The sequence below is a fragment of the Methanosarcina mazei S-6 genome, assembly GCF_000970205.1.
GTDB lineage: Archaea > Halobacteriota > Methanosarcinia > Methanosarcinales > Methanosarcinaceae > Methanosarcina > Methanosarcina mazei.
In genome coordinates this window covers 91,452-105,685 of sequence record NZ_CP009512.1, presented here as the reverse complement: position 1 = coordinate 105,685, position 14,234 = coordinate 91,452, and the positions used below count along the sequence as shown (strand labels likewise).

13 protein-coding genes are annotated in these 14,234 nt (G+C 42.7%); 7 read left to right on the top strand and 6 right to left on the bottom strand.

Going from position 1 to position 14,234, the window contains the following annotated elements; genetic code table 11:
• Nucleotides 1-18: 18 nt before the first annotated feature.
• Nucleotides 19-837, bottom strand: a complete 819-nt coding sequence (locus MSMAS_RS00455; protein WP_226987704.1) for a nitrilase-related carbon-nitrogen hydrolase — start codon at nucleotides 835-837, stop codon at nucleotides 19-21.
• 427 nt (nucleotides 838-1,264) lie between these two features.
• Here MSMAS_RS00455 and MSMAS_RS00445 point away from each other — a divergent pair, with 427 nt between their 5' ends.
• Nucleotides 1,265-1,798 carry a class I SAM-dependent methyltransferase gene (locus MSMAS_RS00445; protein ID WP_011033180.1) on the top strand — a complete coding sequence of 178 codons (534 nt, stop codon included), beginning with the start codon at nucleotides 1,265-1,267 and terminating at the stop codon, nucleotides 1,796-1,798.
• A 456-nt stretch (nucleotides 1,799-2,254) separates the two neighbouring features.
• On the opposite strand, the gene MSMAS_RS19670 is transcribed toward MSMAS_RS00445, so the two are convergent.
• From MSMAS_RS19670 to MSMAS_RS00435, 3 genes are all read right to left on the bottom strand, one after another.
• Nucleotides 2,255-2,389 (bottom strand): hypothetical protein, encoded by a 135-nt coding sequence (locus MSMAS_RS19670; RefSeq protein WP_015411673.1) that lies wholly within the window; start codon nucleotides 2,387-2,389, stop codon nucleotides 2,255-2,257.
• A 234-nt stretch (nucleotides 2,390-2,623) separates the two neighbouring features.
• The gene (locus tag MSMAS_RS00440; RefSeq protein ID WP_011033181.1) at nucleotides 2,624-3,712 is read right to left on the bottom strand and encodes a hypothetical protein; all 1,089 of its coding nucleotides are present in this window, start codon (nucleotides 3,710-3,712) and stop codon (nucleotides 2,624-2,626) included.
• A gap of 135 nt (nucleotides 3,713-3,847) precedes the next feature.
• The gene (locus tag MSMAS_RS00435) at nucleotides 3,848-4,666 is read right to left on the bottom strand and encodes a hypothetical protein (protein WP_011033182.1); all 819 of its coding nucleotides are present in this window, start codon (nucleotides 4,664-4,666) and stop codon (nucleotides 3,848-3,850) included.
• 157 nt (nucleotides 4,667-4,823) lie between these two features.
• On the opposite strand from MSMAS_RS00435, the gene MSMAS_RS00430 reads away from it, so the two are divergent.
• The 6 genes from MSMAS_RS00430 (at nucleotide 4,824) to MSMAS_RS00405 (ending at nucleotide 11,418) form a co-directional block, all read left to right on the top strand.
• Nucleotides 4,824-5,366, top strand: a complete 543-nt coding sequence (locus MSMAS_RS00430; RefSeq protein ID WP_052273690.1) for a dihydrofolate reductase family protein — start codon at nucleotides 4,824-4,826, stop codon at nucleotides 5,364-5,366.
• Nucleotides 5,367-5,441: 75 nt separating this feature from the next.
• Nucleotides 5,442-6,362 (top strand): restriction endonuclease, encoded by a 921-nt coding sequence (locus MSMAS_RS00425; RefSeq protein WP_011033184.1) that lies wholly within the window; start codon nucleotides 5,442-5,444, stop codon nucleotides 6,360-6,362.
• Nucleotides 6,363-6,791: 429 nt separating this feature from the next.
• Complete coding sequence (gene htpX, locus MSMAS_RS00420) at nucleotides 6,792-7,655, top strand: zinc metalloprotease HtpX (RefSeq protein ID WP_011033185.1); 864 nt, start codon at nucleotides 6,792-6,794, stop codon at nucleotides 7,653-7,655.
• A 600-nt stretch (nucleotides 7,656-8,255) separates the two neighbouring features.
• Entirely contained in the window at nucleotides 8,256-8,909 is a 654-nt protein-coding gene (locus MSMAS_RS00415; RefSeq protein ID WP_011033186.1) for a thymidylate synthase, read from the top strand.
• A 103-nt stretch (nucleotides 8,910-9,012) separates the two neighbouring features.
• Nucleotides 9,013-10,305 (top strand): 3-phosphoshikimate 1-carboxyvinyltransferase, encoded by a 1,293-nt coding sequence (gene aroA / locus MSMAS_RS00410; protein WP_011033187.1) that lies wholly within the window; start codon nucleotides 9,013-9,015, stop codon nucleotides 10,303-10,305.
• Nucleotides 10,306-10,437: 132 nt separating this feature from the next.
• A complete protein-coding gene (locus tag MSMAS_RS00405) occupies nucleotides 10,438-11,418 on the top strand; it encodes a 50S ribosomal protein L11 methyltransferase (protein WP_011033188.1) in 981 nt (326 codons plus the stop codon).
• 345 nt (nucleotides 11,419-11,763) lie between these two features.
• Here MSMAS_RS00405 and mcrA read toward each other — a convergent pair whose 3' ends face one another.
• Nucleotides 11,764-13,476 (bottom strand): coenzyme-B sulfoethylthiotransferase subunit alpha, encoded by a 1,713-nt coding sequence (gene mcrA / locus MSMAS_RS00400; protein ID WP_011033189.1) that lies wholly within the window; start codon nucleotides 13,474-13,476, stop codon nucleotides 11,764-11,766.
• A gap of 10 nt (nucleotides 13,477-13,486) precedes the next feature.
• Nucleotides 13,487-14,233, bottom strand: coding sequence for a coenzyme-B sulfoethylthiotransferase subunit gamma (gene mcrG, locus MSMAS_RS00395; protein ID WP_048045871.1), 747 nt, complete (start codon nucleotides 14,231-14,233; stop codon nucleotides 13,487-13,489).
• Nucleotide 14,234: the final 1 nt, after the last annotated feature.

The following is a 14,234-nucleotide window of genomic DNA, read 5'->3' as shown; positions in this document are numbered from 1 at the left end:
TAACTACTTTTTTAACGGTTAATAAAGGTCAGGCCTGCGGTCTTCGAGAATAGAGCCGGTTTGTCTGATTTTTCTTGCCTCGTCAAGGTCAATTTCCCCCAGAATAACACACTCTTCTTTTCCAGCCTTTGCCAGAATGCGGCCCCAGCCATCAGTAATAAAGGAGCTCCCCGGATAAGTAGAATACCTGTCTTTTCCAACCCTGTTACATGCAATATGCGGCAGTTGATTTTCTATTGCCCTGGAGATTGACATGATACGCCAGGGATATATGTAAAAATCCGGAATTTCGGCAGCTGAGACCAGAAGGTCTGCTCCATCAAGAGTCATTTTTCGGGCAACTTCAGGATACCTGAGTTCATTGCAGACTATAAGTCCCAGTGAGAGGCTGTATTTTTGCAGCCTGATAGGGGCTATACTGTCTCCGGACGCAAAATATTTTTTTTCGGGACCGTAAAGCTGGACTTTTCTGCGGATGCCTGCAAGTTTTCCGGATTCGATACAGAAACCGAGGTTATATTGATAAGGAGCTCTTTTTTCCGGACTTATTGCCCCCTTATCCTTTATTTCTCTCTTTTCTATCATTGAGCCCGCAAGGATACAGCCATATTCTCTGGAAAAGTCACTGAGAGCCTCAATAGTGGGACCTGAAACGGTTTCAGCCACTTCTTCTATGCGCTCATAACAAAAACCGGTTGAGAAAACTTCCGGAAAGACAAGCAACTCTGCTTCTTTTGAAACTGCTTCTTCTGCCAGGGAAAGGGCGTGATCAAGATTTTCATGCTTCGAGCAGGGTGAAATATTCATCTGGATACAGGCGGTTATAATAGAGGTCACTTCCCTTCCTTTTAATTGTAAATGCAGATCTACCAGATACTTCAGTACTTTGTTTAAGTACTGTGTTTGAGTACTTTGTTTAAGTAATTTGTTTAAGTACCTCATGAGGTAATTCTATTCTGCAGTAATATTCAATTTTCCTGTTTAAGACTACGATTTGAGATGACAGTAGAATGAGACAGTGGAGCAGGGCGGTAGGACAAAACACCATTGAGGTAAAATTTATAGAAAGTTTCATAGCTATTGCAGACAATACTATATAATAGATGTCAAAAAATTTGTATATAACAGCAAAAAAATCGTGAAAATTTTCCGAGATAAAATATAAAACATGTGAATGCCAAAATAGCCTGAAAAAGAAATCTCTTGCAGCAAAAAGCCCTGAATTTTTACTGATCTGAAAATGACCATACAGAAGGAAAATATCATGGAAGAGCCAGATTCTGATTTCAAGTTCCATGCAAATACCCTCGTATTTAAGTTGCGCGACTTCTTTTTTCCCCGCAGAAAGATCCTCGAAGAAGCCGGTATAAAGCCCGGTTTTAAAGTTCTGGATTACGGCTGCGGGTCAGGGTCCTATATTCGTGATGCTTCCGAGATGGCAGGCCCTTCAGGAAAGGTCTACGCCCTGGATATAAACCCTGTTGCTATTGAGATGGTCAATCAACTCGCTTTTATAAAACAACTGAAAAACGTAGAAACTATCCTTTCAGACTATAATTCAGGCCTTCCAGCATCCAGTATGGACGTGGTTCTCTTTTATGATACCTATCATACCCTGAAAAAACCGGAACTGGTTATGAAGGAGCTTCACAGAATTCTTAAACCCGAAGGCATTCTTTCCTTCAGGGACCATTACATGAATGAATCAGAAATAATGGAAGGGGCTACTCGAAAAAGATTATTCAAGCTGAAAAAGAAAGGTAAAAAGACATATTCTTTCAAAAAAGATGAAAGTTAATTCGGGCTCAAATCCTTATCTTCAGAAAATATCCGGTCTTTAGAGATGTATTATATAACATATTTATTGTATAACATTTTGCCTGCTACTGTTAAAAGAAATAAAAAAATGAAAAAATAAAGGAATTCGAACTCAGTAGAAACACAAAGCCTGATTGGTCAATAGAATAACTCCTGATAAATTTCTATCTGCTTTTTTCTTACCTGTTTTTTCTTTACCTGTTCATTTCCATCGCTGTCTTTTAAGCTTCTATCTTTTGAGCTGAAGTCAGGTCAGGAGTGAATTATTGTTTGTTGTAAGACCGATTTAGCGTTACAGGAGGTTGTTTTGTTGGATTTGAGTTTATTAGAGGCTAATTACTGGCAGTTAGGTATTCTGGAGGTTTAGTCACAGGTTATTCATGATGAGTTATTTGACCTTTTTACAATGTGCTCTTTCGCAGTCCAATTTTTGAGTTTATGCTTTTGTTGCCGGAATGATCCCTAGGCTTTGCATGATTCTCATTTCCACGGGAGTAATAAAAGTTCCGTTACCAAACAAAAACCCATGCAAAACGGGTTCCGGAGTCTTTCTCTGTATTTTTTCGTTCATATTCTGGATTCTCCTTTTCTGGTTTTGCAATTCCTTGTACTTCACAGGAAGTACGGAATCCTATTACCTTATTCAAATATAAATAAATTTTGCTAAATTAGAGAAAATGAAAGAAAAAGTACAGAAAAATTAAGGCAAAACAGATCTGAAGATAAAAACCTGAACTTCGGATAACTTCCGGGTCAAAGCTCCAGGTCAAGTTCCATTCTTTTCAAGTTCATTTTTTTCAAATTTTTATTTCAAGATCATCCTTTCAAAATCTTTCTTTTCAAACTCTTTCCTTACTTCAGCCGGCACCCTGTTAAAAGGGCACTCGAAATAGATACAGCGACCACATTCATACCGCCATATTGTCAGTAGAAAAACCGATATGGAAACAAGATAGGTCCCCAGCAGAAACGGAATTTCCAGCAGAAACGGCAGAGGGAAGAAAATCAAGATCATGAACCCTAGAGATGTAATGGCAATATCGAATTTGCCCGGCGGGTGCGGTCTGGGCTTAAAATGCCTTGGCCAGCCCCAGTTCATCATACACCTCAAACACTTTTCTCCCCTGACAAAATAAGGGCAGTGAGTGCAGAAAAAACGCTGTTCCAGAATTCCAAAATGGAAAAAAGCTATGAAAATGTAGGCAAGAAGCCATCCTGTTGAACTGATGCCGATAGCAAGTCCAGCTGAAAATAAAATGGTAAGAGTTACAAAATTCCAGTAGAGAAAATCTTTAAACTCATGTTTTACTCTAAGAGAAGTACATCTGCCTGAACCTGCTGCCCAAAATTCCTCTTTTGAAACCTCAATATTCCCGGGAAAGCCGTCCCTTTTCTTAAATTCTTCTTTCACGCCCACAGACACACGGTTCACGGGGCATTCAAAGTTAATACAACGAACACACGCATATCGCCGAGCCGTCAGAAAGAAGAGTGCCCAGGCTACGATATAAGCTCCAAGCAGCAAAAGGTCTCTGATAAGCCAGTAAACCGGAAAAAGGAACATGGGAAGAGTACCAAGAACGGTCATTGCTTTTTCAAAAGGACTGTGAGACCCGGGCCGGGCCTTAAAGATTTTTGGAACTCCCGGAAGCATCATGCATTTTACGCATCCTTTGCTCCGAGCGTAATAGGAGCAGTGAGTACATGCGAACCGTAATTCGATAATCAGGAAGAAAATGAGGGCTATCCCTATGTAAACCGCTACCAATTTGAGAGAGTCCCTTGCGACGGCTATCGAACCAATAAGGAAAGGGATCGCATTTAAAAAATTCCAGTATAGACGATCTCTGGCAGAATGTTCTGTTTTTAAGGGAAGCGAAATGCCTGAAGACATGAGGAGTTTTTGGGAAAGTAAAAGGTATAAAGTTTTGGATCTTAAGGAATTTTGCTGGAGGGCAGTCTTGTATTGGATACTAATCAAAAATTAAAATTTCAGAGAGGCTCATCAATAATTTAACAAATAAGATATTTAACCAAAGTAATCCTCATAATCGATATTCCATTCTATTGCAGAAACGCCACCACTATCTGGAACCATAAAAAACTCGGTTGCTGCAATATCTTCGTAGTTGCAGAGCTTACATCTGTAATATCGTCTTTCCATGGTTTCTTGCTCTTTAGACACCCGTATGTCCGGTTTTTTATATTCAATATATGTACCGGTTTTGCCGCATCTTTTACATTGAACCTTTGCCAGGTCAGAGACTTTCATTGTTTTTCCTTTTTTTGTAACGAAACCTTCAGAACTCTCTCGAACATTCATATATCCGCAGGATCTGCAACTCCAATAGCGGGTAATCTGTATTCTGTAAGTTTCTGGAGTGCTTATTTCCTTAATATCCGGTTTTTCTGTTTCACGGCAGATAAACTCTTTTCCGCAGTTATTACATACAGTATTTCTGTAATATTCTGCAATATAATAGTACTGAAGTTTTAAAGGCACTGCAGTGGTAATTACAAAACCGCTAAGAAGAATAGCTAATAAAATGCCCCTTTCAGAAGTATAATAATTTGCTACCGAGAGAAAGAATGCCGAGAAAAAAAAAGACACTATAAAGAATATTATGGCAAATAAGGAATTGGGAATTTCTCCGACAGCAGAAGTAAAAGATTTACCAAAAATTTTGATTAAACCAGGAGCTAAGTCTTTAAGGAAGAAGCCTTCTTTAAGATCGCCTTTATAGGTAATTGTGTGGGTGGTTGAAGAGAGTGTACACTGAATAGTCGCTATATATTCTTTACCTGGTTTATATTTTATAAGTTTTTTAGATTCTTTGGCTGTATTCATCTTACCCAACCCAGCTTACTAAAAACAGATAAAAAAGAATACATGTTTTCAAATGATACAACATTTACAACTATTTAAATTTTAGGAGTAAGAGTTTAACGCTTATGTTGAGAGGTTCAATACTAATTTGTTGAACCATTAATTCGTTTCAGGGGGAATAAATATACCAAAAATAAAACTTTACATCGCCTGCAGCCTCGACGGTTACATAGCCAGAGAAGACGGCAGCATAGACTGGTTAACAGAATACGACAACAATTCCGAAACCGATTACGGCTACTCCGAATTTTACGCATCAGTCGGTACAGTTCTCATGGGCAGAAAGACCTATGAGCAGGTCCTGGGTTTTGGAGACTGGCCTTATGCGGACAAGAAAACTTATGTTTTTACAGGGCAAAAAGAGCCTCTGCTCCGGGAGAAAAACGTAGAATTTGTTTCCGGGAATGTCAGAGAGTTCACGCGCCAGCTGAAAGAGAATACTGACAAGGATATCTGGCTTGTGGGTGGCTCACAGCTTATTAAGGCGTTTCTCGAAGAAGACCTGGTGGATGATATGATCGTTTTTATTGTTCCGATCATTCTTGGAGGAGGAATTCCGCTTTTTGATCGGATTGGAAAAGAGATTAAACTCAAGATGACCAATACGGAGAGATATGAAAGCGGGCTTTTGAGAACGGAATATAACCTGAAGCCGACATAAAGAAAAAATAGCAAATCATAAAAAGAAGGTCACTCAAAGTTCTTAGTAGAATTAATCAGGCTTTCGAGTGATTTAATGGCAATTCCAGATTATCAGGCTGTAATGCTCCCTTTGTTGAAATATGCAGGAGACGGTAAAGAGCACCACATTCGCGATGCAATAGAAAAACTGGCCGAAGAATTCGAGCTGAGTGAAGAGGAAAGAAAAGAACTTCTACCGAGTGGTCAACAGGCTATTTTTAAGAACAGAATAGGATGGGCTAATACTTATCTGAAAAAGGCTGGACTACTGGGTTCCAGAAAAAAAGGATATTTTTCCATTACCCGGAGAGGACTGGATGTTCTCAGAGAAAAACCTCCTTCCATTGATGTCAGTTTTCTGAAGAGATACAAGGAATTTAATGAATTTTACAATAAGGACAAACAGGTTTTAATTGACAAGCCAGATGTTCCCGAAGCGGAAGGAAAAAGAGCTCTCGACCCCGAAGAATCTCTCGAAATCGCATATCAGAAACTTCACAACGAACTTGTTTCCGAAATAATTTCTACTACTAAAAAATGCTCTCCTGCTTTCTTTGAATCACTGGTTGTTGACGTTCTGACAAAAATGGGATATGGGGGTTCAAGAGTCGATGCCGGAAAAGCGATTGGCAAAAGCCATGACGGCGGCATTGATGGCATCATAAAAGAAGACAGGCTAGGGCTCGATGTAATTTATATACAGGCGAAGCGCTGGGAAGGTACGGTATCAAAACCTGAAATCCAGAAGTTTGCCGGAGCTCTTATAGGTAAGAAGGCTAAGAAAGGCGTTTTCATAACGACCTCAAGCTTTTCAAAAGAGGCTATTGAATATGCCGACTTTACAGGAAATATTGTCCTGGTTGACGGGGAAATGCTTGCACGGCTAATGATTGAGTATAACGTTGGGGTTTCGAGGGTAAAATCATATGAAGTCAAAAAGATGGATACAGATTATTTTGAAGATGGAGTAATCTAAAAAATTTCTTTCAACAAATAATATATACCTGAAGTCCCCATATAATGGTTTGAAATCAAACCAATATTGCATACAAAAGCATACAAAATATAAATATATCCAAACCGATATTTTAGTTGTGCTTTAAGTTTAAAGTTTGGGGATTGTAGCAGAAGGCAGAGAAAGTACGATCGCAAAGAGGAAAAAACTTCCAGCTTGATGTTTAATTTTTCCTTTTTGAGACAGCCATAAATGGTTTTATGGATAAAAAGGAAAACCATGTGGCACCATTGTAGAAACCTGCCTGATGCGAGATAAAAAATATATATCTGTAAACAGAATACTTATTATTGATTCTATTTAATCGAACTTATTAAAATAAGTCCAGAACATAGAAATCAAAGACCGAAAACCCAGACGTTAGCCTGGGAGGACGTCGTGTGAGAAGTCATGAAGAACATGCTTAAAACTACAGTTTTGCTTGCCGCCCTTACAGGTCTCCTTGTTATCATAGGTGACTACTTTGGCGGAACAGGCGGAATGATCATCGCATTCCTGTTTGCAGTAGTTCTCAACTTTGGGAGCTACTGGTACAGTGACAAGATAGTCCTTAAGATGTACAGGGCAAAAGAAGTTTCCCCGGCGGAAGCTCCAAACCTGCACAGGATTGTCGATGGGCTCGTGATGAAAGCAGGAATACCAAAACCTAAAGTGTATATTGTACAGTCCGGAATGCCCAATGCCTTTGCAACCGGCAGAGATCCAAAGCATGCGGCTGTGGCTGCAACTACCGGAATTCTTGAGCTCCTCTCTTATGAAGAGATGGAAGGTGTACTGGCACACGAGCTGGCACACGTAAAGAACAGGGATACCCTGATAAGTGCTATAGCTGCAACCCTTGCAGGTGTTGTCACAATGCTTGCTCACTGGGCGCAGTGGGCTGCAATATTCGGCGGTTTCGGAGGCAGAGACGATGACGGCAACGGCGGAATCGTTGGCCTTATTGCAATGGCCATTGTGGCGCCGATTGCTGCAACCCTTATCCAGCTTGCAATCTCAAGGTCAAGAGAATTTGCAGCCGATGAAGAAGGAGCCAGGATTTCCAGAAAACCATGGGCTCTTGCTGATGCTCTTGAAAAGCTCGAATATGGGAACTCTCATTACAGAGCGAGAGTCTCAGATGTACAGGCAAAGGAAAGCAGTGCCCACATGTTTATTGTCAACCCTCTGAAAGGAGGAGCTGTTCAGTCCCTCTTCAGGACTCACCCCGTGACCGATGAACGTGTAAGGCGCCTGAGGGCAATGAAGTTCTAAAGCCCTCTAACTTTTTAAGTTTCATTTTTATTTCTACCTTTTGACCTATCTTCGATTTTGTTCTTCGATTCATTTTTAATTTGTTTTCAGTATTCATCTTTCTAATTTTCATTTTCATGTATAGTTTCTTTAAATTCTTTAATCGTAAATTTCAGGTCCGTTTTCTCTTTGAAAGCCTTCCCGGTATTTTTTTAAACATAGCGTGCTATATGGTATCAGACTACACAGGAATTATCAGACTCACAGAGAAAAGACACTTATAAAAGACACTTATAAAAGACACTTATAAAAGACACTTATAAAAGACACTTATAAAAGACACTTATAAAAGACACTTATAAAAGACACTTATAAAAGATAATGATAGATGAAATAAATGGACTGGTAGCCTGCAAAAGATAGAAGAAAAGATATCTGTTCATGGTAAGATTGCCGATAAAAGGTAAAGACAAGATCCAACAAATTAAATTATATCAGTCCATATCTGATGTTTGTAGAATGCTTGATAAAGCAGACAGATTCGGATGAAGAACACTTCTGGTATAACAAATTATTGCACGGTTATTCACACCCTATTCCGATCTGATTGGGGAGCTTTTTATGGAAAACAAGTTTGAGATTGGCAGGATCATCAGGGCAAAGAACATTTCTGATGCATGGTACCGCGGACTTAATATTATCTGGAACCACGGGAGAGTAATTACTGACGAAAGGGGAAGCCAGATAAAGGAATTCATGGATTTGATGGTGGTAATTGAAAATCCCTATACGGACAGAATTCCCGCAGATACTGCCTGGAATGAAGAAAGGCTTGAAGAGTATGCAAAACAGCTGATCTCAGGCGAAAATATACAGGACTTTGAGTACACTTACGGGCAGCGTCTCAGGAACTGGAATGGGGAGGTGGACCAGATAGAGTATGTAATCGAAAAGCTGAAGGAGAGTCCCACCTCCAGACGTGCTACAGCTGTAACCTGGATTCCGCCTGTGGATACAAAGGTCAATGAAGTCCCCTGCATGATCCTGGACGACTTCAAGATCCGGGATGAGAAAGTCCACCTTACTACACTTTTCAGGAGCCACGACTTTGGAGGAGCTTACCCTGCAAACCTTTACGGACTCTCCAAACTTCTTGAATACGTTGCCGAAAAAGTAGGAGTGGAGCCAGGAGTAATCACCACTGTAAGCATTTCAGCCCATGTCTATGACCACGACTGGGACATGGTAGAAAACATTGTGAAAGGTATAAACTGAAAGTTTCGCTCAAACTCAGCAGTCAACTGTTTCAAAAGGTAAAAAGAAAGCAGTCAAACTCAACAACACCCGGATTAAAAAAATAGAAGAGCTCTGATTATACATGCGCGCCTCAATTAGCAAATCCTCAATCAAAGGGGAGGTCTTTGCCCCTCCTTCAAAGAGTTACACCCACAGGGCTATAACTCTCGCAGCCCTTTCAAAAGAATCGATCATTCACCGTCCCCTCCTTTCCGCTGATACTCTTGCTACAATCAGAGCTTCTGAGATGTTCGGAGCCGCGGTTAGACGGGAGAAAGAAAATCTCATCATCCAGGGATCTAATGGAAAGCCCGGTATTCCTGATGATGTAATTGATGCCGCAAATTCAGGGACAACCCTCCGCTTTATGACAGCAATAGCAGGCTTAACTGACGGAATCACTGTACTTACAGGAGACTCATCTCTTCGCACGCGTCCAAACGGACCTCTTCTTGAAGTTCTCAACAGGCTGGGAGCAAAAGCCTGTTCTACGCGAGGAAACGAAAGAGCGCCTATTGTGGTCAAAGGAGGAATTAAGGGATCTGAAGTGGAAATAAGCGGCTCGATCAGCTCCCAGTTTATCTCTGCTCTTCTTATAGCCTGCCCGCTTGCTGAAAACAGCACCACTCTTTCCATTATAGGAAAACTGAAGTCAAGACCTTATGTTGACGTGACCATAGAAATGCTCGGGCTGGCAGGAGTCAAAATCCATACAGATGATAATAACGGCACGAAATTTATCATCCCCGGAAAACAGAAATACGACCTGAAACAATACACGGTTCCCGGAGACTTTTCTTCTGCTTCCTACCTGCTAGCAGCTGCAGCCATGCTTGAAGGCTCCGAAATCACAGTCAAAAATCTATTCCCTTCAAAACAGGGAGATAAAGTGATTATTGATACTCTCAAACAGATGGGAGCAGACATAACATGGGACATGGAAGCTGGCATTGTGACCGTAAGAGGAGGAAGAAAATTAAAAGCCATTACCTTTGATGCCGGATCAACCCCTGACCTTGTACCGACTGTTGCCGTCCTTGCTTCAGTTGCCGAAGGGACCAGCAGAATAGAAAACGCCGAGCATGTCCGCTATAAAGAAACAGACCGGCTTCACGCCCTTGCGACCGAGCTTCCGAAAATGGGAGTCTCCCTCAAAGAAGAAATGGACAGCCTGACAATCACCGGAGGGACTCTTGAGGGAGCCGAAGTCCACGGCTGGGACGACCACCGGATTGTGATGTCTCTAGCTATAGCAGGCATGGTTGCAGGAAACACGATAGTTGACACCACTGAGTCTGTATCGATATCCTATCCTGATTTCTTTAAAGATATGCGAAACCTTGGAGCAAAAGTCAAGGAGATTCCTGAAGAATAAGTGAGATAAAAATTACTCTCCGCTCTGCCAAAGAAATCATTAGCCTTCTAAATGAATCTGAACCAGTTCAGGAATAATAAGGAATAATAAGAAATGACATAGTACTTATACAAAATATCCACAATTAAATATATGGAAATAAAGTGCAGGTGCGGAGATAAATGTATAAAACCTGTTTCGGAAGTACTGAAAGACATTGAGTTATTCTACAAACCATGCAGGGATTGCAAAACAGAAAAAATAAGAAAATTCTCTCCTCTGGCAGAACAGATTAACCTGGACGAAATAGATAACCGTTTTGGAAATTGTAAATGCGGCAAAAGGCAGCTTGATATTGTAATGGCTCACGTGCTAAAAGTAATGATAGATGAAGGAATAAAAGATAAAAAAGCTAATTTAAGGAATGCATGTGTTCCTCTTATAACTCCTGGCTATCTAACTGATTATGTACCCTTTTTGCCTGAGAATTCTTTAGTAATATTATCCAGTGAAATGAATAAAGAATGTGCTGAGAGAGTTATAAAGGAAGTTCCGGAAGTTAAAGGAGTTTTAAAGGGAGATGCAAGAAAAACTGTGGGCATAAAAGACTCCGATTCCAGCCCCCATATATATGAACTTCTTGCCGGATGCGATTTAAGATGTGATATTATACAGACTCCTTACGGTGCTTTAGGGATTTACAAATATCAGCATGAAATCCACATAGAGTTTCCGCAGGTACACTCTCCGAAAATAGAAATACTTGAAAAAGCTTTGAAAGATTATAATAATCCTTCTGTTCTTGATTGCACATGCGGCCCCGGAAGTTTAGGAATCACATGCCTTAAAGCCGGCGCGCGAAAAGTTGTTTTTAATGATATATGGCACCCTGCAATAGAAACTACTTTGATTAATCTGGAAGCTAACGGGTTTCCGGTAAAATTCTCAGGCAGCGAAAAAGAATTAATAGCATCCGGAAACAACTTTGAAGTTTACAGTACGGATATAAGAGAATTAGTAAATTACCTGGATGAAAAATATGATATTTGTATCGTAGACACGTTTCCCGGTGTGGATACAGCAAAATTTATTGAAGCCGCAGGTAAATTAGGCAAAAATGTTGTTGTGATTTGAAATAGAAATATATGAGCCTGGAATGGAAAGCTGATGGTAGGAAATCGTGGATCAAGATATCAAGTGTAAAGGAAAATAGACACACTTCTACTTTTTTTGAATGAGCAAAAAGAAGCAACTTCCCGTAAAATTAGTCCTCTTGAGCCCAGTTCTCAATACTGGCTCTCAATATGTAATTTTGTAAATTAGTCCTCTTGAGAGAGCAAAGCGAGCGAAAAGGACCGCGTGCTCCCGATGCGCAATTCGGGGCGGAAAGGACACCGCCCTCCCGAGGCGGGACTCGGGAAAGAAAGAAAAAGCAGGCCCGAAGGCCTGCTCTGTTTTAAGTTGTTTAATTTATTGAGTTTATTTTGCCGGGATGATGAGGGATCTCTCACCAGCAGGCACGAACTCTCTGATGGCACCGCGGCCGAACTCTCTCCTGGGCTCTGCAAAGTTGAAGGGCATGAGATCGTCAGCGAAGCAGACCTTAATGAGTGGGTTGACGGTGAATGCGTCTCCACGTCCGGAGTGGGCTGCCTGAGCGATACCTGCGTATCCACCCTGGTGACCGACGTTCATTGCGTAGTTGGGGTAGTTTGGACCACGGAGTTCGTCTGGGAGACCTTCGTCGCCCTGGTAGGACAGAACGTTTGTGGCACCACACTGATCCTGCAGGTCGAAACCGAAGAATCCGAGTCTGCCCCATGCTTCCTTGTGGACATACATGGAGAGGTACCAGCCTGAGAGACCAGCATTTGCGTTTCCGGTTGCAAGAGCGCATGCAACGCCTGATGCAGCTGCAAGCACGGTTGCTCTCTGGGACCCACCGAAGTGGTCTTCAAGGGCTGTTGGGAATTTCTCGTAGGTCTCGATACCATAGAGTGTGGACTCGGTTGCGATGTCTTTTACTACATCGAGGGTTGCCTTTACCTTGTTGTCAGTTCCGAGGTTTGCAGCACCGTTGTACTTGTCGTTGATGTAGTCAACGTCATAGTAGGTGTTGTTGTCGAGGATGTCGTCTGTGTATGCAGCTGTTGCATACTGTGTGAATCCTACACCACCGGACATGTATGATCCGAGCCAGATCTGGTCGTAGAGCATACAGCCTGCACCGACTACTTCAAGAGCAATCTTTGCCGGGTCCTGGGAAACACGGCTTGTCTGGATAATGTCTGCGAGGTGACCGAAGGAAAGTCCACCGGGCTCGTTTGGTCCGCGTGCACGCCTTGCCGGGAGCATTTCACCCATGGAGACAAGAGCTGCGTGCTTTGCAGCGAAGGACAGGTCAGCGACTGCTGCTTCACCGGCACACATTGCGTATGCGGAGATGAAGGACATACCGATCTGCATGGCTGCCCACCTGGAGGTCTGAGCACCGTCAGTTGTTCTGGAGACAATTGTTGGGATGTGGATTGCCTGCCAGGTTGTCTTGCCCATGGAGGCCTTAATCTGGGCTGCCTGCTCTTCAGAGAACATCTTGTTGATGTTGATGACGTACTGCTTGTCGATTTCGTCTGCAAGTTCGTCGTCACCGGTGAACACCTTGACGTAGCAGTCGTCAACAAGGGCGGGGTGGGTTTCGACCATCATTTCCTGAACCACTGCTGCACCGGGCATTGCGTGGTTAAGGACTTCGAGGTAGTGGTTGATGGTTTCAGGTGTAACTTCCTTACCCAGCCTCTTCTCGAGGGTCTCGTGAGCCATGTCAAGACCGACGATACAGGTTCTCCTGATGTCATCCCACATCTGCTGCATTGCAGCGTTGTTGACGTAGTGGAGGTCGTCAGGTTCTGCAACGATGTCAGTTCCGGAAAGTGTGTAAGGAGTGATTGCACGCTGACCGAGTGGTGCACCAGAGTGCATCATTGGGTTGTAGAATGCAATGCCTCTCTTCTCTGCGATTTCCTTTCCGGCTTTGATCATTTCGGCTTTTCTTGCGTCCTGCTCAGGACCGAGTCTCAGGAACTTTGCAGTCTTGCCGGTGATGTCTCCACCAGCCTGCTGGTTTGAACCATATTCCTGTGTGAACTTGACTTCCATTGATTTCTTGAATTTAGAGAAAATATCTGCTGCCATTATGATCACCTCATTTAGGCTGGAATCCGTACTTAGTTCTCAGATCGAAGATCCTCTGTACCCATTCAACGACTTCTGCATCGTCCCTGAAGGCTACATTGTCCACACGGTAGATTGTGGTTCTTTTTGCAGCTTCTTCACTGGACATTGGCTTGCCGAGGTCTACTTTCCTGTCGAGTGGAATTGCGACCTGGTCCTTGTCCATTATGATAGTGCTGCCTTCGAGTCTTCTCCTGTCAAGCATGTCGAACATTACACCGTCTTCCTGGAGACGGACAGAGTGACCGTGCACAGTTGCACCACGCATACCTGCGAGGGCGTGGTCAGTCATTTCAGTTTCCATCTGGACCTTTGCGCACTGTTCCATGTCTCTTTCACGGGCTTCAACAATCTGACGACCGGAAAGGGTACCCGGGTCTACACCTCTGAAGTTGATTGCTGCGAAGTATGATCTGAAGTACGGGGTAGCCGGAGCGTTGTACATTGAGTCAGCGAACTGGACGTACCTGACCCTGTCTCCTGCTGCTGCACCGGGTGTTGGTGCCACTGCTTCGCGGACAGAGCATGCAGGCTCTCCCATTTCTGCGAGTGGTGGGTGGGTGCTCGGGTAGTCGCTCCCTGGGGCACGGTGTCCGAGGACTGCAGTTAAGTCTTCGTCGGAAATTTCCCTGAGTTTCTCAAGTTTTCCGGACATGTGCTTTCTTCTGTTAGCGCCGACAGATGTAGCGCCTGGATAATACTGTGATTCGTATGCCATC